This window comes from Paenibacillus sp. 8b26 (genome assembly GCF_050626875.1).
Lineage (GTDB): Bacteria > Bacillota > Bacilli > Paenibacillales > Paenibacillaceae > Paenibacillus.
Map to the genome: position 1 here is coordinate 5,217,248 of NZ_CP192445.1, position 21,004 is coordinate 5,238,251.

19 protein-coding genes are annotated in these 21,004 nt (G+C 47.3%); 16 read left to right on the forward strand and 3 right to left on the reverse strand.

All coding sequences use genetic code 11. From position 1 onward, the window contains the following. From ACQ4MX_RS24275 to holA, 3 genes are all read left to right on the forward strand, one after another. Positions 1-549 carry an RNA polymerase sigma factor gene (locus tag ACQ4MX_RS24275; protein WP_014282534.1) on the forward strand — a complete coding sequence of 183 codons (549 nt, stop codon included), beginning with the start codon at positions 1-3 and terminating at the stop codon, positions 547-549. Continuing rightward, positions 546-2,018 (forward strand): zf-HC2 domain-containing protein, encoded by a 1,473-nt coding sequence (locus ACQ4MX_RS24280; RefSeq protein WP_431087766.1) that lies wholly within the window; start codon positions 546-548, stop codon positions 2,016-2,018. Before ACQ4MX_RS24275 ends, ACQ4MX_RS24280 begins: the two co-directional genes overlap by 4 nt. A 214-nt stretch (positions 2,019-2,232) precedes the next feature. After that, a complete protein-coding gene (gene holA, locus ACQ4MX_RS24285) occupies positions 2,233-3,264 on the forward strand; it encodes a DNA polymerase III subunit delta (protein ID WP_431087767.1) in 1,032 nt (343 codons plus the stop codon). Between the two features lie 133 nt (positions 3,265-3,397). Here the strand turns inward: holA and rpsT are convergent, their stop codons facing one another. After that, the gene (gene rpsT / locus ACQ4MX_RS24290) at positions 3,398-3,670 is read right to left on the reverse strand and encodes a 30S ribosomal protein S20 (protein WP_431087768.1); all 273 of its coding nucleotides are present in this window, start codon (positions 3,668-3,670) and stop codon (positions 3,398-3,400) included. A 198-nt stretch (positions 3,671-3,868) separates the two neighbouring features. Between rpsT and gpr the strand changes: the two genes are divergently transcribed. The 6 genes from gpr (at position 3,869) to ACQ4MX_RS24320 (ending at position 10,932) form a co-directional block, all read left to right on the forward strand. Further along, the gene (gpr, locus tag ACQ4MX_RS24295; protein ID WP_431091404.1) at positions 3,869-4,870 is read left to right on the forward strand and encodes a GPR endopeptidase; all 1,002 of its coding nucleotides are present in this window, start codon (positions 3,869-3,871) and stop codon (positions 4,868-4,870) included. Positions 4,871-5,095: 225 nt separating this feature from the next. Continuing rightward, positions 5,096-6,367 (forward strand): stage II sporulation protein P, encoded by a 1,272-nt coding sequence (locus ACQ4MX_RS24300; RefSeq protein ID WP_431087769.1) that lies wholly within the window; start codon positions 5,096-5,098, stop codon positions 6,365-6,367. Between the two features lie 27 nt (positions 6,368-6,394). After that, a complete protein-coding gene (locus ACQ4MX_RS24305; RefSeq protein WP_431087770.1) occupies positions 6,395-6,907 on the forward strand; it encodes a hypothetical protein in 513 nt (170 codons plus the stop codon). Between the two features lie 71 nt (positions 6,908-6,978). Beyond that, the gene (gene lepA, locus ACQ4MX_RS24310; RefSeq protein ID WP_044645113.1) at positions 6,979-8,793 is read left to right on the forward strand and encodes a translation elongation factor 4; all 1,815 of its coding nucleotides are present in this window, start codon (positions 6,979-6,981) and stop codon (positions 8,791-8,793) included. 318 nt (positions 8,794-9,111) lie between these two features. Then, on the forward strand, positions 9,112-10,299 hold the full coding sequence (hemW, locus tag ACQ4MX_RS24315) for a radical SAM family heme chaperone HemW (RefSeq protein WP_431087771.1): 1,188 nt from the start codon (positions 9,112-9,114) through the stop codon (positions 10,297-10,299). Positions 10,300-10,455: 156 nt separating this feature from the next. Then, a complete protein-coding gene (locus tag ACQ4MX_RS24320) occupies positions 10,456-10,932 on the forward strand; it encodes an N-acetyltransferase (RefSeq protein ID WP_014282525.1) in 477 nt (158 codons plus the stop codon). Positions 10,933-11,013: 81 nt separating this feature from the next. On the opposite strand, the gene ACQ4MX_RS24325 is transcribed toward ACQ4MX_RS24320, so the two are convergent. Beyond that, positions 11,014-11,325, reverse strand: coding sequence for a hypothetical protein (locus ACQ4MX_RS24325; RefSeq protein WP_431087772.1), 312 nt, complete (start codon positions 11,323-11,325; stop codon positions 11,014-11,016). A gap of 61 nt (positions 11,326-11,386) precedes the next feature. Beyond that, positions 11,387-11,575, reverse strand: coding sequence for a hypothetical protein (locus tag ACQ4MX_RS24330; protein ID WP_431087773.1), 189 nt, complete (start codon positions 11,573-11,575; stop codon positions 11,387-11,389). 264 nt (positions 11,576-11,839) lie between these two features. On the opposite strand from ACQ4MX_RS24330, the gene hrcA reads away from it, so the two are divergent. The 7 genes from hrcA (at position 11,840) to ACQ4MX_RS24365 (ending at position 20,961) form a co-directional block, all read left to right on the forward strand. Continuing rightward, positions 11,840-12,871: a heat-inducible transcriptional repressor HrcA gene (gene hrcA / locus ACQ4MX_RS24335; protein WP_044645111.1), complete on the forward strand. Its 1,032-nt coding sequence runs from the start codon at positions 11,840-11,842 to the stop codon at positions 12,869-12,871. Between the two features lie 181 nt (positions 12,872-13,052). After that, on the forward strand, positions 13,053-13,625 hold the full coding sequence (gene grpE, locus ACQ4MX_RS24340; protein WP_431087774.1) for a nucleotide exchange factor GrpE: 573 nt from the start codon (positions 13,053-13,055) through the stop codon (positions 13,623-13,625). Positions 13,626-13,710: 85 nt separating this feature from the next. Further along, positions 13,711-15,555, forward strand: coding sequence for a molecular chaperone DnaK (gene dnaK / locus ACQ4MX_RS24345; protein WP_134913419.1), 1,845 nt, complete (start codon positions 13,711-13,713; stop codon positions 15,553-15,555). Between the two features lie 251 nt (positions 15,556-15,806). After that, the gene (gene dnaJ, locus ACQ4MX_RS24350) at positions 15,807-16,937 is read left to right on the forward strand and encodes a molecular chaperone DnaJ (RefSeq protein ID WP_431087775.1); all 1,131 of its coding nucleotides are present in this window, start codon (positions 15,807-15,809) and stop codon (positions 16,935-16,937) included. Between the two features lie 200 nt (positions 16,938-17,137). After that, the gene (gene dcuS / locus ACQ4MX_RS24355; protein ID WP_431087776.1) at positions 17,138-18,793 is read left to right on the forward strand and encodes a DcuS/MalK family sensor histidine kinase; all 1,656 of its coding nucleotides are present in this window, start codon (positions 17,138-17,140) and stop codon (positions 18,791-18,793) included. Continuing rightward, on the forward strand, positions 18,786-19,493 hold the full coding sequence (gene dcuR, locus ACQ4MX_RS24360) for a two-component system response regulator DcuR (protein ID WP_134913420.1): 708 nt from the start codon (positions 18,786-18,788) through the stop codon (positions 19,491-19,493). Before dcuS ends, dcuR begins: the two co-directional genes overlap by 8 nt. 121 nt (positions 19,494-19,614) lie before the next feature. Beyond that, positions 19,615-20,961, forward strand: a complete 1,347-nt coding sequence (locus tag ACQ4MX_RS24365) for a 2-hydroxycarboxylate transporter family protein (RefSeq protein ID WP_431087777.1) — start codon at positions 19,615-19,617, stop codon at positions 20,959-20,961. Positions 20,962-21,004 lie beyond the last annotated feature (43 nt).

Sequence of the window (21,004 nt, forward strand, 5' to 3'; positions counted from 1 at the left end):
GTGGTAGAGCAGGGACTCATTCGAGCCGCTCAATCGGGCGATCGCGACGCTCTCATTACCCTATTAAGAGAGATAGAACAGCATGTGTACCGTACGGCATATTACATTTTAAACAATGAACAGGACGCCATGGATGCTTCACAAGAAGCCCTCATACGGATTTATTCCAAAATTAACTCTTATGAGGAAAAGGCGCAGTTCAAAACCTGGGTTCAACGCATTGTAACGAACATATGTATCGACAAATTCAGAAGGACAAAGCCCTCGGTATCCATTGACGAGCACGACATGATATTCAACGATCCCCAAAATGTGGAGGCCGAGGTGTTGACCTCTTACCTGGCACAGGATGTTCGTGAGGCTATACAGCAGCTTCCAGAGCACCACCGGACGGTGATCGTATTGAGATATTTGCAGGATTTCTCTTATAACGAGATTGCCGACTCTCTGGATTTGCCGCTAAATACGGTCAAGTCATACTTGTATCGTGCAAGACAGCAATTGCAAGGGCTACTTCAGGAATATCAGAAAGGTGGTGTATCAGGATGAAGTGTGGGGAAGAGGTGATGGATTGGATGCAGCGTTATGTGGATCATGAGCTGGGCGAAGAAGAGACGTCCCAATTAATGAACCATATTGCGACTTGCCCGGACTGTGCGGAAAAATTTCACATTCTTCAGACGCTCTCACGCGAGCTGGAGGAATTGCCTGCGGTTTCCCCGTCGTTCAGCCTGGTGGATTCCATCATGCCTCAGCTTGATGCCATTGACCGCGCACGTGAGGAGCAGGGAAGCGCGCTTCAGGAGATGCAGCCTGTAGCTGCTGATCCTGGACCGGGACCGAGACAGCGTACTCAGCCTATACCTTGGTGGAATCGGATGAGCGGGCGAGCTGCGATAGGCGTGGCTGCCGCTGCTGTTGTACTGGGCATTGTGGTATTCAATTTTGAACCGAAAACGGTGCAGGATGCGGAAGGCTTGCTTGATTCCCAGTCGCCTGGAGTGATGAGTCAGCAGAAACAGACAGAAGTTCCAGGTACGGTGAATGGAAGCGGAGGCAGTGATGCAGCTATTGGATCGGATTCGATCAAGCAGCCGTCAGAGCAGGATCAGGGAACGGACGCATCCCAGCCACCTATAGGGGAGCAACCTGACCCGAGCAAACAGGATGTAAACAGTGCGGATGATCAAAAGAATCCTTCCACACAGGATGCTGCACAACGTGACGATCAGCGAGCTGGTGAAAAAGGCTCAATGAAGCATACGCCAGCAGGGCATCCTGCCCGTCAGGATCGCCAGCAGGGACAGCCAAACACGGATCGTCAGGCGACAAAAGAAAACTCTGCCGGGCAAAGTTCTGCTGCGGATACTCCTAAGTCCGATGATAAACAGTCAAAGCAGGGAAAATCCGAACAACAAACGATTGCCCCTGAACAGCAGGGAGAACCAAAATTAGAAAAAGCACCTATAGCGGGTACAGGTACTGCTCAAGACAGTAATGACAACAGCACGGCTACTAATGATTCGTCATTGTCTGTCAGTCAGGATATGATGTTACAGAATCGGATTGCTTCAAATGAAACGTCGAAAGACACGACCTCCAAAGGGGTTACCAAGGATTCGGGGACTACGACGGGAGATATGAGCAGCAATACAGCTTCAAATGATCAGCAACCCTCCGGGTCGCAAAACCCGGTACGCAATGAAGGTTTCTCATCTAATTCAATAATCTCTCCGGACAGCAATAATGCCTCCACCTTTAGCGCCCAGTCGACGTCTACAGATCAGCTTAATTCACCTGATGGCAGCTATGCGGTGGTCATTGAGGGCAAAAAGCTGAAAGTGTATAAGCTTTCCGACAACGGTGTAGACCGGACAACGCTGGAAGTGCGTACTTTGAAGGGTGCCTGGGTCAAAGGAAGCTGGTCCGAAGACAGCCAAACCTTCATGTATGAAACTGAGCAGGATGGTACAGCAAGTAAATATACGTATACCGTTCCGCGTACCTCCGGAAAATAGTTGCTATGAAGATGACACATTTTTAAAAGCAGAGAATAGATTATATGAACCGACGTCGTATCCCGACGGCTGAAAGTTTCTAGAGCTTTCTGCTGCCGTGTTGATATAGATGGTGGTGAAAGGATCTTGCCTATAGGCAGGGTCCTTTCGTTTGTATAATGACTTGCCTTCCGACCAGATGTCGGGTACGATCAATGGATGGGGGGTACGGAGAATGGATGCAAAAACAGCCGCTAAGGCTATTCGCAAAGGCGATATTTCGCCAGTGTATTTGCTCTACGGCAGCGAAAAATATCAAATGAAGCAGTTTGTCGATATGCTTAAGGAAAAAGTGGTGGAAGAGGAGCATCGCGACTTTGCTATTATTCCCTACGATCTGACCGAGACGCCAATTGAGGTAGTCGTGGAGGAGGCCGAGACTGCGCCTTTTTTGGTGCCCAAAAAGCTGATTATTGTACGGGACACCAGTGTATTTGCGGCAGGCAAGGATGGCGGTAAGATTGAGCACCGCATTGAAGCGTTGCTGACTTATATGGATAACCCGGCTGACTATAGCATTATCATTTTTACGGTTCAGGCTGAAAAGCTGGATGAACGGAAAAAGATTGTTAAAAGGCTGAAAAGTGACGCTTCGGTCATTGCCTTCACTCCGTTGGGGGGAGATGACCTGGTGGCATGGATTCATAAGCGAGCAGGCGAACGAGAAGTCCAATTGGCTGCAGGAGCTGCTGAAAGTCTCATTCAATATACGGGGACCGGGCTGCAATCGCTGGCTGCCGAGATAGACAAGCTGTGCTTGTATGCGGGAGCGCAGGGTACCATCTCCATAGCCGATATTGAATCACTTGTGCCTCGCAGCACGGAACAAAATGTGTTTGCGATGGTCGAGGATTTGGCTAATTTGCGGCTGGATAAGGCACTCAGTATTTTTTATGAGCTGCTTAAGCAAAAAGAGGAACCGATCAAGATTGCAGCTTTGATCACGCGACAGTTCCGTATTATGTTGCAGGTCAAGGAGCTGATGGGTCAAAGCTATTCCCAGCAGCAAATTGCAAGTCAGCTTAGCTTGCATCCATATGGGGTGAAAGTTGCCGGCGAGCAGGCGCGGAGATTCCGTCCTGAGCAGTTGCGACAGCTTCTCTACGACTTGGGCGAGCTGGATTACCGCATGAAAACCGGAGTTGTCGACAAGGTGTTGGGGCTGGAGATGTTTTTGCTGAAAATGGGCGCGGGAGCTTCGGTCTAACCCGGCCCGTTTGCCGATCGGTTTATTTTAAGTGAGAGTTAACATCGCAGAATCCAATCGTGGTGAACTAAAAAATCCTGATCAGCCAAGGCTGGTCAGGATTTTTTCATTAACGTATAAAAGTAGCTCTTGCTTACGCTTGAGCTGTAAGAGCGTTAAGTTTTTTCGCCAAGCGGGATTTCTTGCGAGCAGCTGCATTTTTGTGGATCAGACCTTTAGTTACAGCCTTGTCCAGCTTTTGGGAAGCTACTTTGAAAGCAGCAGCAGCATTTTCAGCTTCGTTATTCACCAACGCTGTATCGGCAGCTTTTACTGCTGTACGAAGCGCGGATTTTTGAGAAGCGTTCAACGCACGGCGTTTGTCGTTTGTTTTAACGCGTTTGATAGCGGATTTGATGTTTGGCATTACATTCACCTCCTGTAAAGGCATTACTTATGAACACAAACGTTTCACAACTTAAAATATTTTAGCACGCCACACCTCAAATTGCAATAAGAAAACATTCCGGGCTTGGGTAGATTACAGGATGAAAATGGATGTGCATAAACCTGCCGGGTGTCTCGCACACTATAACCTGAGATGGTATAAAAGGAGGCGTAAATGATGGATTTGGATTTGCAGAAGTATGCGGTACGTACGGATTTGGCGCTGGAGGCAAGAGAACTGGCGGAACGCAATCAGCCAATGCCGCTGGCGGGCATCAACGAGGACGTGGAGGAAGATAACGGTATTAAAATCACGCGTCTGGATGTACTGAATGAAGAGGGTGCTAACCGTATTGGACGGGTTCAGGGGCATTACGTGACGCTGGAAGTGCCCGGTTTACGTAAAGGTGACACCGGGCTCCAGCAACGGGTAGCCATCGCATTCGCTAAGGAGATGGAGCAATTTATACAAAAAATAGGGATCTCCAGTAAGGCACGCGTACTTGTGGTAGGTCTGGGCAACTGGAATGTCACTCCCGATTCACTAGGTCCGCTTGTCGTTGAAAATTTGATGGTGACCCGTCAATTTTTTGAACTGACACCTGATCAAATCAATCCGGGTTATCGGGATGTGAGCGCGATTGCACCGGGGGTTCTTGGCATTACGGGAATCGAGTCGAGCGAAATTGTTCAGGGTATCGTTGATCGCACGAAGCCGGAGCTGATTATTGCTATTGACGCTCTGGCATCACGTTCACTGGAGCGCGTCAATACGACCATCCAGGTGGCAGATATCGGGATCCATCCGGGCTCCGGTATTGGTAACAAGCGGCGCGGCATCACCAAGGATATTATGGGTGTTCCGTGCATTGCCATCGGCGTTCCAACGGTATGCTACGCTTCGACCATCGTAAATAATGTAATTGAGCTGATGAAAACACATTTTGCCAAGGAAAAGGCTTCTACGAAAGCAATACTGGGGATGCTGGATGATATTTCCGAGCCTGAGAGACTGGGATTGGTGAGAGAGGTACTTCAGCCGCTGGGACATGATCTGATTGTGACACCTAAGGAGATTGACGAATTTATCGAAGATATTGCGAATATCATTGCAACCGGATTGAACGCTGCCCTGCATGAAGCCGTCGATCCTGGCAACGTCGCCGCTTATACACATTAATCAGGGGTAGTAAAAGCATATTTCATACACAAAATTCTCTATCTAGCAGGCATCCTATCTCTTGTAATAAAGAGTGGGATTTACCTGGGGGTGGAGATTTTTTTGTGTTCTAGTAATTGTTCTCCGTTCATAGAGTTGAAGTATAAGAGATTTCCGCTGCTGACAGGAATCGGTAGTTCTGAACATGAGGCGGGCTTCGACGGGACGAAGGAGGACAAGACCCACATGAAAAAAATTCAAACCTGGAACGTCGGAAGATGGAGAAGAAAGGGCCTTGAAATTTTGGCTATGGGACATACGCTTGTGCTGCTTATTATGGGCTCGGCGCTTTTATTTGTTGTATTGGGGCTGGGAGGACTGGCGGAAAATCGTTTACAAACGTCTCCGGTGTCTTCGATGAAAGGATTTGCAGGCTCGGTTTCCAGCGGTTTTTTTGCGGACATGCTCGGTATGGAAGTACCTCATTTGGCACAGAAGGAGCAACAATCTTCGTTGTCGGGTGAACAATGGTCGCCTTTTGTTTTCCAAATGCTCACAGGTATTAATCCACAGGACCCCAAAAGTCTCATAGCTCGCGAAATTCCTGGTATGTCTGCGGGTACGCCTGTTTTGTTGCGCAAGGGCTCAGGGAACAACAAGGTGGAGGCACCTATTGATTATCAGCCTGATCAGGGAACAACGGATGCTCCCGGCGGCCCGGATGATTCTACCAATCCACCGAACAATGGCTCTACAACGATAGATCTTCCGACAACGCCAGAAACGGACCCTGCGCAAGAGGATGATCCGAGTGATACAGCAGTCAAAGGTGCCAAACGTATATTAATCTACCATTCTCATCCGAGAGAGGCATATAACCCTTTGCTCAGTAAAACCAGCTCCAATCCCAATTCTGGCTCTAAATCAGCCAATGTGTCGAGAGTAGGAGATTTTGTAAAAAAGAGATTGGAGAAGCAAGGGATATCTACTTTGCATGTGAACAAGGACTATGCCAAAATCGTTCAAAATTACAATTGGAATTATTCCTATAAATATTCGCGTGAAACGGTCAAGGAAGCTTTGGCTGGAAATAAAAGCTTAACCTATCTGCTTGATATCCACAGAGATTCTCAACGTCACGGCAAAACGACAGCAACGATAAACGGACTTTCTTATGCCAAGGTGTATTTTATTATCGGCCATGACAACAAAAACTGGCGCAAAAATGAAGCTTTCGCCGCTCGTATTCATGAGAAGCTGGAAAAGTCGTATCACGGCGTTTCCCGTGGGATATGGGGGAAGGATGGCGGTAAAGGCAACAACGGTGAGTACAATCAGAGCTTATCTTCTCATAGCATTTTGATCGAAATTGGTGGGATTGATAATACCGAAGAGGAACTGAAACGTACCTCTGACGTTCTGGCGGATATGATCGGTGAGGTGTACTGGGAGGATCAGAAAGCACAGAAAGCTGGTACTAACGTATCCGATACGAAAAAGAGCAACGGTGGCAATTAATTGAGGCGGTGGAAAGGAGGAAATGCAATGTCTGGACATTTTCGTAAAAAAGCGCTTGGATTTGTACTTCTGATGGGGGCGGGGGTCCTGCTCGGCATGCAACTGGCAGGCTCTGGACTGCGTTCTGTATATGGTCCTGAATGGGCCGGGGACTCGGTTCAGAGCAAAGTACAGCAGAACGTTGTCGGATATGAGCAGACGGTTATTGAAGACACACCCGCAGCCGATGCTCGTGCGTATACCCGCACATATAACGGAAATGGGAATGTTGTAATGGACTCCGGAACGGGAGCGGCTACTTACAAAGCTAATCCACAAGAACGAGGTGAGACCCAAGCCACAGGAGAAACTCGCCGGTGGTATTCGACAGCACAGGATGCCAATTTGCAGGGCCAGGAGACACCGCGTGAACTATTGGCTGTCAAGGCAGAACAAACCTCGGTGGATACCATGGCGGACAAAACGGCCGGGCTGCTGCAAAACCTGTCAAGACAGGGGATTCGCTGGGTTGTGTCTGTTTTTGACGGAGTAACGGAATAGAAATATTGCTGACCCCCTATACAACTGCTATAATAAGCTGATTGACACTAGGCATTGTGTGGGGGTAAGGCATGACTGACATTTTGGCAAGACAACGTAAAATTCGGAACTTTAGTATCATTGCACATATAGACCACGGTAAATCCACGCTGGCTGACCGGATTTTGGAATATACCGGTGCACTCACATCCCGTGAAATGCAGGAGCAAGTGCTTGATCAGATGGATCTGGAACGGGAGCGCGGGATTACAATCAAGCTTCAGGCAGTGCGACTCACTTATAAGGCCGATGACGGCGAAGAGTACATTTTGAATCTGATTGATACACCGGGACACGTCGATTTTACCTATGAGGTTTCCCGAAGCTTGGCGGCCTGCGAAGGCGCTCTGCTGGTTGTAGACGCGGCACAGGGTATTGAAGCACAGACATTGGCTAACGTATATTTGGCGTTGGACAATAATTTGGAGATTCTGCCGGTGCTTAACAAAATTGATTTGCCAAGTGCCGATCCTGAACGGGTGAAGCAGGAAATCGAGGATGTTATCGGCCTGGATACGAGCGAGACTGTACACGCATCGGCCAAAGCTGGAATCGGTATCAAGGAAATTTTGGAACAGGTGGTCAGAAGCGTACCTGCTCCGCAAGGGAATCCGAATAATCCGCTGAAGGCGCTTATTTTCGATTCGCATTATGATCCATATAAAGGCGTTATCGTATATGTCCGCGTCGTGGATGGCAGCATCAAGGCTGGTTCTAAAATTAAAATGATGGCGACCGATAAAACGTTTGAGGTTATTGAGGTAGGAGCCTTCATGCCACGTATGAGCATCGTGGACGAGCTGAACATCGGTGATGTTGGTTTTATCGTTGCCGGTATCAAGCATGTGGGCGATACGCGTGTCGGAGATACGGTGACGGATGCCAAAAATCCAACAACAGAACCGATGCCAGGCTATCGGAAAATTAATCCGATGGTATATTGCGGGCTGTATCCGATCGAAACATCCGAGTATAACGATCTGCGTGAGGCACTTGAAAAGCTACAACTGAACGATGCTTCGCTCAGCTTTGAGCCGGAAACATCAAGCGCGTTGGGCTTCGGATTCCGTTGTGGTTTCCTCGGTCTGCTTCATATGGACGTTATTCAGGAACGGATTGAACGCGAATTTAACATCCCGCTGATTACGACGGCGCCGAGCGTTATTTACCGCATTAAGCTGACGAATGGCGAAACGATCCAGATCGATAACCCGTCAAATTACCCGGAAATCGGACGAATTGATCATGTGGAGGAGCCATACGTAAGAGCAGGCATTATCGTGCCTAATGATTACGTAGGTACGGTTATGGAGCTTTGCCAGACCAAGCGCGGTGAGTATGTGACCATGGAGTATCTGGATACGACACGGGTAACTATTACGTACCAGATTCCACTGTCCGAAATCGTGTACGATTTCTTTGACCAGCTTAAATCCAGCACCAAGGGCTACGCCTCCTTCGATTACGAAATTTCAGGCTATCGCCAGTCTAATTTGGTGAAAATGGATATTATGTTAAACGGCGAACAGGTTGATGCGTTATCGTTCATCGTCCACAGAGATCGCGCTTACCATCGCGGACGTATTATTTGCGAGAAGCTGCGTGAGCTGATCCCACGCCAAATGTTCGAGGTGCCCATCCAGGCATCTGTCGGGACGAAGGTTGTAGCACGCGAAACCGTTAAGGCAATGCGTAAAAACGTCCTGGCCAAATGCTACGGCGGCGATATTTCCCGTAAACGGAAGCTGCTTGAAAAGCAAAAAGAGGGCAAGAAGCGCATGAAGCAAGTAGGTAACGTAGAAGTACCACAGGAAGCATTTATGGCGGTACTGAAAATAGATGAGTAAAGCTGCTTGAAACAAGCAGCACCGTATTCAATTTAGTACATCACAATTGTGTGTACGAATTGAATACGAATAAGTACCAACAGCATGATCCCGTAGTAGCTTAGGTACACACTCTGTGATGCACCGCAAGATACTACGGTCCGCTTGTTCCCAAGCGGTATTCGTCCATTCTTTCATGTGGCCTTTGCCGTGCATGGAGAATGGACGTTCTTTATTTGAGCAAGCTATTCAAGACGGAGTGAAAAAATGGCACGAAGTGACCTTCCACCTCAACCGCCCTTTTTTCACCTCACCTCAACACTGACAAGGAGGATCGGTATGACCGCATCCATACACAAACATGAGTATTCACCCGCGCCTCAAGCGGTTTATCTGCATATACCTTTTTGCACGAACAAATGCTTTTACTGTGACTTTAACTCTTACGTGCTCAAGGATCAGCCTGTTATGGAATACCTGTATGCACTGGAACGGGAAATGGAGCATACGGTTCGCCTTCACCCGCCGGGTGAGATTAAAACTATTTTTGTCGGGGGCGGTACACCAACAACGCTGAATCCGAAGGAAATGGAATATTTCCTGAAAAGCGTTCGTACCTACTTCCCGAACTGGTCGGAAGATATTGAGTTTTCCATGGAAGCCAATCCGGGCACAACTGATTTTGAGAAACTCACCGTGATGAAAGAAGGCGGTGTAAATCGGCTGAGCTTCGGCGTACAGGCTTTTCAAAACGAGCTACTTACGGGTATTGGTCGAATTCATAATACAGATGACGTTTATCGTAGTTTGGAAAATGCACGCAAGGTCGGATTGGACAATCTGTCGATTGACCTGATGTTTGGTTTACCGAATCAAACCGTAGAAATGCTGCATGAAAGTGTCAGCCGGGCGCTGGAGTTGGGACTTCCTCATTACTCCATCTACAGCTTGAAGGTCGAAGAAAATACGCTATTCCACACGCTGTACCAGAAAAATCAGCTTCCGCTTCCACATGAGGACGACGAACTGGAAATGTATTTGCTCCTGATGCGTCGCATGAAAGAGGCGGGCTATGAGCAGTACGAGATCAGCAATTTCGCGAAACCAGGTCTGGGGAGCAAGCACAATATGACCTACTGGCGGAATGAGGACTATTATGGCCTTGGCGCAGGGGCGCACGGATATGTTGGCAGAGAGCGCCATATGAACATTAAGGGCATTAATCCTTATGTGGAGGCTACCCGTAACGGACTGCCGCGTTTGGATAGCTTTGAGGTGCTAGCGGCCGAAGCGATGGAGGATTTTCTCATGGTCGGTTTGAGAATGCTGGAAGGTGTCTCGAAGTCCCGCTTTGAGGCTCAATTCGGTCAGTCACTGGAGGATACATTTACGGCCCCTCTCGGAAAAATGCTGAATGCTGGATTGATCGAGCCGGTCGAGGACGGTTATCGTCTGAGCGAACGTGGTATTTTGTTCGGAAATGATGTATTTGCGGAGTTCATCGGTTCCATTACAGTAAATTTATAAGTCGTAGCTTCGAAACGGTACGTTTGCACACCTTAAGCGGGGACATTCATTTTATAACACAATTCTGTCACGGCAGGGTAAATGGAGTATTGCGATTCTATGCGTAATGTTGTATATTTATTCATTATATGCGGCAAGCGGCAGGAGGAGAGCAAGATGGCTTCAGTGTGTAAAGATGTATTGTGCAGAAGTGCGGTTCCTGAGGATGTGGAGCCTTTATATCAAATGATTAGCGGCTATGCAGAGCGAGGAATAATGCTGCCACGTTCAAGGGAAGTGCTTATGCGCCAACTGGAGCTGTTTATTGTGGCAGAAGTGGACGGCGAAGTCGTCGGTTGTGGTTCTTTATGCAAACTGGGTGATGATTTGGTAGAGATTCGCTCACTTGGTATATCTGAAGGACATAAAGGTATGGGCATCGGCTCCAAGCTCGTAGAGGGCCTTATTATAGAAGCACGGCGGCAGCGTATCCCTAAGATTATGGCTTTGACTTACGAGGTCTCCTTTTTTATAAAAAACGGGTTTGATGTGGTAAACAAAGAGATTTTCCCTGAAAAGGTATGGACTGATTGCATTAACTGTAGTAAACAAAACAATTGTGATGAAATTGCGGTGTTGAAAATGCTGAACTGACCTGAGAATATCAGGTCAGTTCGTTTTTTTATTGGATCGATTGCATCTGCTCGTGGTAGATATAAGCTGTAATTGCTTGTATCATTTTTGAAACTTTTCAAGATACTGCCACATCAGCTTGTGATGAGGGTAAAGTTTTGCTGGTATATCTTCAAGTCTCCTTATTGCATCTTCATCACTATCGTTATTATAAAGGTGAAATGAACCATCCAGAGGAATATCGTGTCTGTATTTATACAAGGCTATCACATATTTTTCTTTCGCTCCCGTTCGGTAGGTATTAAAGGAGGGTTTCTCCAAATCGGCCGGGAGTGAATGATCATAGTCGTTAATTGCTGCAATACTATCGTTTATTTGCTGGGGGATACTTGGACTGAACTCTTGTGGATACAATGAAATAGTAATTCTTAGTGTAAGCAGGACTACGACCAATAAAATAATAATGTAAAACACGCTATAAAATTTGCGGATTAAAAAAAACGGTCAAACCAATAAGGACAGCGTTAATCATAAAAATAAACGGTAGCATAATAACTCTTCCCAACCCCGTGTATGGAAACAACTCAATCAAAAGGTAAAACATACAGAGAGTAGGCAAGAGTGCAATCAGTACATTAATAAAGCTGCGACGATTTGTTCTCAACCAGCTTCCTCCTTATTGTAAAGTAGAGCTCAATATATTATAGAGAATAAGAAGTAAATTTTCTATATTTTTCTTGAAAAATTTATAAAAACGCTTTTGTTGTCCGCAGGGATGAAATCATGGTATTGAAAATACTGATCTGACTTGACAATGATCCGGTCGGTTTGGTATTTTTGTATTATCGGTTAGCACTCATCGTGAACGAGTGCTAATGATTCCATTGAACAATCATGCTATTATGGATAAACAAAAGGGGGGATTCGCTTGTTAACCGAACGTCAGAGACTCATTTTGAATGCGATTATTGATGACTACATTCGTTCGGCTGAGCCAGTGGGTTCCCGCAGCATATCCAAAAGGCAGGATGTCGGATTCAGCCCCGCCACGATCCGTAACGAAATGTCGGATTTGGAGGAACAGGGCTATCTAGAGCAACCCCATACTTCTGCGGGACGCATCCCGTCTCATAAAGGCTACCGCTATTATGTGGATCATTTGGTACCACTGGATACGCTGAAGCCTATGGAAACGCGGGAACTAAAAGCCTTTTACGCCGAAAAGCTGAATGCAATGGAACAAGTAATCCAGCATGCATCTGGTATTTTGTCCCATATGACCAATTATACTTCCATCCTGCTTGGGCCGGAGGTTTTTCATACTTCATTGCGTCATTTTCAGCTATTGCCGCTCAACGAAACGACGGCTGTAGCGATTATCGTGACCAATACCGGTCAAGTGGAAAACAAGACAGTGGATATTCCGCCGGGAATTTCGATTTCCGAGATGGAGAAGGTTGTGAATTTGCTGAACAGTAAACTGGTCGGCGTACCGATTTATCAGCTTAAATCACGTCTTTACACTGCGCTTGGTCAGGAGATGGAGAAGCATGTGTCTCATTTTGAGGACGCTATGAAGGTGCTGGATAAAGCACTGGATAATGAATCGGATCAGCGCTTGTATTTGAGCGGTGCGACGAACATGCTAAACCAGCCTGAATTTAAGGACGTTGAAAAGGTCAAACATATTCTCGATCTGCTGGAGGAAACACCGACGTTGCTCAAGCTGATGACGCCTGTCGCCGGGGCACCTGAAATTCAAGTCCGTATCGGCACAGAAAATGATCATGAAGCATTTGCCAATTGCAGTCTGATTACCGCGACGTATGCGGTAGATGGCGAAGCGTTGGGCACAATAGGTATACTGGGTCCGACACGGATGGAATATGCGAGAGTTATTAATATTTTGGGTATCCTGTCTAAGGATTTGACCGCAATGCTTACGCAGCGGTTTAAATAGAATAAGACTGCGCATGTTGCGGTACTACATGTCCGCGCCGGGATACGGCATGTATCCTGCGCGGGTGCATTGCTGCGTGTTTTTGCAAAGTAACAGCAATTTGAAATGAAGTGCAGCAAACAAGTTTGAATGTACAAATATGAATGTAATGGTAGTTATGACTTGAAGGAGGTGAAACATTTTGAAGGAAGAACAAGCGTTCCAAGAAGAAAAACAACAAAATGTAAGCACAGAGGAAGCCACTGAGACGAACCAGCAGGAAGAGCCGGTGAACGAAGCGGCAGCACTGGAAGCCCAGGAGGGTGATACAGAGCTGGCTAAGCTTCGCGTGGAGGCAGAAGAGAATCAACAGCGGTTTTTACGTGCACAGGCAGACTTTGATAATTTTCGCCGTCGTACGCTAAAAGAGAAAGAGGACCTTGCCAAATATGCATCCATGAAACTGGTTACCGAATTGGTGCCTGTTCTGGATAACTTCGAGCGTGCGCTGGCTACAGCACCGCAAGGAGCGGAGGCTGAGTCATTCACCAAAGGTGTGGAGATGATCTTCCGTCAGTTTGAGAGCGTGCTTCAGGCTGAGGGAGTGACGGCCATGAATGCGGTGGGCCAACCGTTTAACCCTGATTTCCATCAGGCGATCATGCAGATGGAAAGCGAAGAGCATGAGGAAGGCATCGTCGTTGAAGAGGTGCAAAAAGGATACATGCTGAAGGACAAGGTGCTTCGTCCGGCTATGGTAAAAGTGAGCATGTAGCTTTTTAATATACATTAGCAATAGATCGTTTGCTTTAACTATTTTGGCCTGAGGGCCTCGCATATACAGAAGGAGGAATTGTCTGATGAGTAAAGTAATCGGTATTGACTTAGGTACAACCAACTCTTGTGTGGCTGTTATGGAGGGCGGCGAAGCCGTTGTAATTCCAAATCCGGAAGGCGCGCGCACAACCCCTTCGGTTGTTGGTTTCAAAAAAGATGGAGAACGTACTGTAGGTGAAACAGCAAAACGCCAAGCAATCACGAACCCGGATCGTACAATTATGTCCATCAAGCGTCACATGGGTACAAATCATAAAGAAAGCATCGACGGCAAGGAATATTCTGCACAGGAAATTTCCGCTATGATTTTGCAAAAGCTGAAATCCGATGCTGAAGCTTACCTGGGCCAAACGGTAACTCAAGCCGTTATCACGGTTCCAGCTTACTTCAATGACAGCCAACGTCAAGCAACCAAGGATGCAGGTAAAATCGCGGGTCTGGAAGTGCTGCGTATCGTCAACGAGCCAACAGCAGCTGCACTGGCATACGGTATGGAAAAATCCGAAGACCAAACAATCCTTGTTTATGACCTGGGTGGCGGTACATTCGACGTATCCATTCTGGAACTGGGCGACGGTTTCTTCGAAGTTAAAGCGACAAGCGGCGACAACAAGCTGGGCGGCGATGACTTCGACCAAGTGATTATTGATTACCTCGTAACGGAGTTCAAAAAGGATCAAGGAATCGACCTGAGCAAAGATAAAGCAGCTGTACAACGTTTGAAAGATGCAGCGGAAAAAGCGAAAAAAGAGCTGTCCGGCGTACTGACAACGACGATTTCCCTGCCGTTCATTACGGTAGCTGACGGCGTTCCACAGCATTTGGAGTTGAACCTGACTCGTGCGAAATTTGAGGAATTGTCTGAAGGTCTGGTAGAACGTACTTTGGGACCTACTCGTCAAGCGATGAAAGATGCAGGCATGAGTGCCAGCGACATCGACAAAATCGTTCTGGTCGGCGGTTCCACACGTATTCCGGCTGTACAGGAAGCGATTAAGAAACTGACAGGCAAAGAGCCTCATAAAGGTGTAAACCCTGATGAAGTGGTAGCTTTGGGTGCCGCAGTTCAAGCAGGCGTACTGACAGGTGATGTGAAAGACGTCGTTCTCCTCGACGTAACTCCACTGTCCCTCGGTATTGAAACCGCAGGTGGCGTATTCACTAAAATGATCGAGCGTAACACGACGATCCCTACGAGCAAATCTCAGGTGTTCTCGACGTATGCCGACAACCAGCCTAGCGTGGAAATCCACGTATTGCAAGGTGAACGTGAAATGGCAGCAGGCAACAAAACGCTGGGCCGTTTCCAACTGGGAGATATTCCTCCAGCACCACGTGGTGTACCGCAAATCGAAGTTACTTTTGATCTGGATGCCAACGGTATCGTGAACGTATCCGCTACAGATAAAGGTACAGGCAAGAGCCAAAAGATTACGATCACATCCTCCAGCGGCTTGAGCGACGAGGAAGTAGAACGTATGATGAAAGACGCTGAGTTGCATGCGGAAGAAGATAAAAAACGCAAAGATCTGGTAGAAGCGAAAAATTCTGCGGACCAACTGATTTACTCCGTAGACAAAACGATCAAGGATCTGGGCGAAAAAGCGGATGCAGGCGAAGTCGAAAAAGCGAATGCAGCTAAAGAAAATCTACAAAAAACGCTGGAAACTGACAACCTGGAAGACATCAAAAAGGCTACTGAAGAGCTGACTGAGATCGTTCAGCAGTTGTCCGTGAAGCTGTATGAGCAAGCTGCTCAAGAAGCACAGGCTCAACAAGCTCAAGACGGCGCAGCAGACAGCAAAGGCCGCGATAATGTGGTTGACGCGGACTATGAAGTTGTTGACGAAGACAAGAAGAAAGACTAAGCTACGGATCGGGTAGTGGTAGTAGCATTACGGTACACCGGTGCGTTATAATATACTGAATGAAAAGAAGCAGCGTAGCTGCCTTGATAAATAACGATTAGCCTATGGGTAACAGTTATTTTCAGAATAAATAAGCATATTACGGGTTGTACTGCCTTGAAATGATGGGAAGGTCAAAGCCGGGTCATCCCGTGCCTTTGGCTTTCCTTTTATATGTAGTGCAGACACGTTGTAGGCATGGGGGTGGAACATTGGCTGATAAGCGCGATTATTATGAGGTGCTGGGCGTCGCGAAGGGCGCTTCGGATGAAGATGTTAAAAAGGCTTACCGTAAGCTGGCGCGTCAGTATCATCCGGACGTGAACAAGGCTGCGGACGCGGAAACCAAATTTAAAGAAGTGAAAGAGGCTTATGACGTTCTCAGTGATGGTCAGAAGCGGGCAAGATACGATCAATACGGTCATGTAGACCCGAATCAGGGCATGGGAGGCGGCTTCGGTGGTGGAGCCGACTTTGGTGGCGGATTTGGCGACATTTTTGATATGTTTTTTGGCGGTGGCGGCAATGGTCGACGTGACCCGAATGCACCGCAGCGTGGTAATGATCTTCAATATACAATGACGATCGAATTCAAGGAAGCTGTATTCGGCAAGGAAACCGACATTAACATTGAGCGCACGGAAACGTGTGATTCGTGTCATGGTACGGGAGCCAAAAAGGGTACTCAACCACAAACCTGTTCCGTCTGCAAGGGTAGCGGACAAGAAGAAGTGGTGCAGAATACACCGTTTGGCCGGATGGTTAATCGTCGGGCCTGCTCTAACTGTGGTGGTACTGGAAAAATCATCAAAGAGAAATGCACCACTTGTAGCGGTTCTGGTCGTGTGCGCAAGCAGCGTAAAATTCATATCCGCATTCCGGCGGGTGTGGATGACGGCGCGCAAATGCGTATCAATGGTGAAGGCGAAGGCGGTGTCAACGGTGGACCGGCAGGTGATCTGTATGTTGTTTTCCGTGTGAAGTCGCATGACTTCTTTGAGCGTGAGGGAGACGATATTTACTGCGAAATTCCGCTGACGTTCTCGCAGGCGGCATTGGGAGATGAAGTCGAAATTCCGACGCTGACCGAGAAAGTGAAGCTGAAAGTTCCAGCTGGTACGCAAACAGGAACATACTTCCGTCTTAAAGGCAAGGGTGTACCAAAACTTCGTGGCGTAGGTCAGGGTGACCAGCACATTAAGGTGGTTGTGGTAACGCCTAGCAAGCTGAGTGAGGAACAGAAGGAATTGCTGCGTCAGTTCTCTTCGCTTAGCGGTGAGCAGACACATGAGAATGAGCAATCCTTTTTTGACCGTGTGAAGCGCGCCTTCCGAGGCGACTAAGCCAGGGTAGACTCGCGGAGCATCAACCATGAATCGGAGGGAACTGTTCCGCAATTGCGGAGTAGTTCCCTTTTTTATTATACGAAAGAGTGGAAGGAAGCTGTATAAGATTATAACTATGCAAATTCACGTAAACACATACATAACCATTTTTGTATAAGCATATGGACTATTTAGCTTTAAGCATGATGCATGAAAGGGTGAGTTCTATCAAAAAGTCACAGCCTAAGCAGCGTCGGGGGAAACCGCTATTCAAGCTCAGAGGGCTGATTACGCTGCTGGTTTGTCTGGTTATGGCACTGGTGCTCCTGCCTGTAACTTTGTTATTTGCCGAGAGAGTTGAGCATGAAACCGAAATGGGACTGGAGGAAAAAGCGATGTCTATCGCACGTACACTTTCCCATACGCCGCTTATTATTGAGCATTTGCAGCAGTCTGATTCGTCTTCCTCCATGCAGAAGTATGTGCAGAAGGTTTCATCTACTAATCATGTTCAGTTTATCGTAGTTATGGACATGAAGGGCATTCGCAAAACACATCCGGATCCCAGGATGATCGGCAAAGCCTTTGCTGGTGGAGATGAATACACTGCACTTCATGGTCATGAGAGTGTATCTGTTGCGAAGGGAACATTGGGCCTGTCCATGCGCGCTTTTTCTCCCGTATTCAGCTCGACGGGGAAGCAACTGGGCGCGATTGTCGTTGGTATATCCATGCAAGATGTACTGAGGGCTCAGGGAGGCAATTACCGCCTTATTGCTATCGCCATTGGCGTCGGAATGTTAATTGGTGCCGGAGGGGCTGTTGTGCTGGCCCGTAAAATCAAAAATATGCTGTTTGGCCTGGAGCCACCGGAAATCGCACGCTTGCTGGAGGAACGCAACGCTATGCTGCAGTCCATTAAGGAAGGCGTCATTGCGGTGGATGAATCTGGACGTGTTATGTTAATGAATGCGGAAGCGATTCGTCTGCTCAGGCAAGCGGGAATTGAGGATATCTCGTCTTCAGGGCAGGAGATTACCGCTTATTTGTCCGCTTTTCGATTACAAGAGGTTTTGGCGGCAGGCACTCCAAGAATGGATGAGGACATGGAGCTGGGGGGGATAACCTTGCTCACCACCAGTGTTCCGATACGGGTCAAAGGGGGAATTGTGGGAGCAATTGTAACTTTTCGGGATAAAACGGAGGTAAACCAGCTTGCCGAACGTTTGACAGGAGTCTCCCTATATACGGAGGCGCTGCGTGCACAGGCTCACGAATTTATGAACAAGCTGCATGTCATTATGGGGATGGTACATTTACGAATGTACGATAAACTGGAGCATTACATCTTGGATGCCGTTGAGCATCATCAAGTGGAGATTGGCTCGATTACCCGGCAGATTAGGGACCCAGTGATGGCGGGCTTTGTTTTGGGGAAATTAAGCCGGGCCAGAGAGGTTGGGGTGAGCTTCGAATTGACTCCGGCCAGCTATTTGCCTGAAACCGGTCGAACTCAAACGATTCATGAACTGATAACCATACTGGGGAATCTGTTTGATAATGCCGTGGAAGCGATGGAATCTTTGGAGCACAAGCAGATTACCTTGACGCTTTATTATGAGGTAAATCAGAAGAACGGCTGTCTGACATGTGTAATAAGTGATAACGGACCTGGTGTACCGGAACCTCTCGTAGAGGCGATATTTGAAAAGGGATTTTCGACCAAGGGAGAGTCACGGGGAATGGGGCTTTATCTGGTAACGCAAAGTGTGAAAAGATTAAAAGGAACCATAAAGCTGATTCCGGCTGAGCAAGGGTGCTGTTTTCAGATTAAGATTCCATACACCATAATGGGGAATGATGAACATGATTAATGTCTTAATTGTAGAAGATGATCCGATGGTTGCCGAGTTTAACCGCAAATATACGGAGCAGGTAGAGGGCTTTCGATGTGGAGGCTGGGCTGCTTCTGTGGAAGATGCCAAGGAATTTCTGGAAGAACAAGCGATTGATCTGATTTTGCTGGATGTGTATATGCAGGAAAGCAATGGACTTGATTTGCTGGCTTTTATTCGTGAGACAGGAGTGAATGTGGATGTCATCGTAATTTCGGCTGCAAGCGATATGAACAGTATCAAAAAAGCGATGAATTTCGGCGCGGTGGATTATTTGATTAAGCCGTTTCACTTTAACCGTTTTCTGGAGGCGCTCACGGGTTATCGGGAGCATGTTAGTATCGTGCGTGAGCGCAGCTTGCTTTCGCAGGAGGAGTTGGATCGGCTGCTTTATCATAAAAGCTCGACCAAAGAGCTGGCCCGGCTACCCAAAGGAGTAACCAAATCCACGTTGGCCATGATATGGAACTGTATTCGGCAGCATGAAGCGATGTTATTTTCCACCGAGGATATTGCGGAGAGTGCAGGGATATCCAGAGTATCTATGCGCAAGTATCTTGCTTTTTTGACGGAAATTGAGGCACTTGCCATGGAAACCATATACGGCACCATTGGACGACCTGTTTATCAGTATCGAATTTTACCGCAGGCGGAGGAAATTATGAGCGGTTATATTTAAGCCCTCTTTTTGATTACTTTAATTACAAAAGTGAATGATTAGTTTAAAAACCAAATAAAGCGTTTTCCAAAGTGTAGAATGGAAGCATGGTCATCATTCTTCACTACAAGGAGGGAGCTTTATGGAAAATGCTACAAACCAGCCGGTCATTCAAAAGTGGCAAAAATGGCGTAAAAATCCTGCAGACGGCATCAGGATGCTGGGCAGGATAAAAGTGGGGGTTATTCCGCTTCCGCTTTACGTCGTGATTGCGTTGATTGTATACGCAGCTGCGATTACACAGAGACTTCCGAACGATCTGCTGGGCGGATTTGCTGTCATTATGATTTTAGGCATATTGCTCAGTGATCTGGGGGCGAAACTTCCGCTGCTCAAGCATATTGGCGGTCCAGCCATTCTGTCACTCATGGTTCCATCGTTGATGGTATTTTGGAACATGTTTCCTCCATCTGCGATGGGTGCTGTACACACGCTGATGAAAACCTCGAATTTTCTTTATTTTTATATCGCTTGTCTGGTCACCGGAAGTATTCTGGGTATGGATCGGAAGATGCTGATGAACGGAATTGTCAAAATTTTTGCCCCCATTATAATAGGCTCCATTGCAGCCGTAGCAGTAGGTATGGTGGTGGGGATGGCTTTTGGCTACAGCGCCTATCATACGTTTTTTTACATCATCATCCCGATTATCTCCGGCGGGATCGGAGAAGGCATTCTGCCATTGTCCATTTCGTATGGATTAGTGCTGGGCAAGGATTCAGCGATATTCGTATCCCAGTTTATCCCGGCTGCCATCATTGGCAATATTGTTGCCATCATAGGTGCGGGTATTTTGAAAAAAATGGCGGAGAAAAATCCTCATACTTCGGGTAACGGGAAGTTGTTGAAACTTGATAAAAAAGGGGAAAAGTTATCTTCGGTGAGCCTGGAACAACCTGTCTCGTTTCCATTGATGGGTGGGGGGCTGCTGCTAGCCTGTACTTTCTTTATTGTAGGTAAACTGCTGGAGCCGTATCTTCATATTCCTGGCCCGATTCTGATGATTCTGGCTGCGGCTTTAATGAAGTGTATTCAAGCGATGCCGGCCCAGATAGAGCAGGGAGCTTTTCATTTGTACAAATGTATTGCGGCAAGCTTGACATGGCCGTTGATGGTGGGATTGGGTATTTTGTATGTGCCTTTGGATAGTGTGATTGGAATTCTTACGATTCCTTATGCCATAACCTGCGCATCCGTTGTGGTTGCATTGATTGTTGCTGGATACTTCACAGGAAAATGGATTAACATGTACCCGGTGGAAGCTGCGTTGGTGACCAGTTGTCGTGGCGGATTGGGCGGTACGGGGGATGTAGCGATCCTGTCTGCATCGAATCGTATGGAGCTAATGCCTTTTGCGCAAATAGCAACACGCATTGGCGGGGCAGCCACAGTCATTTTAGCAACCTTGTTACTCAATTTATGGAGCTGATGAGTCTATACAAAAGCCTGATATCTATAACAAATGTACAGAA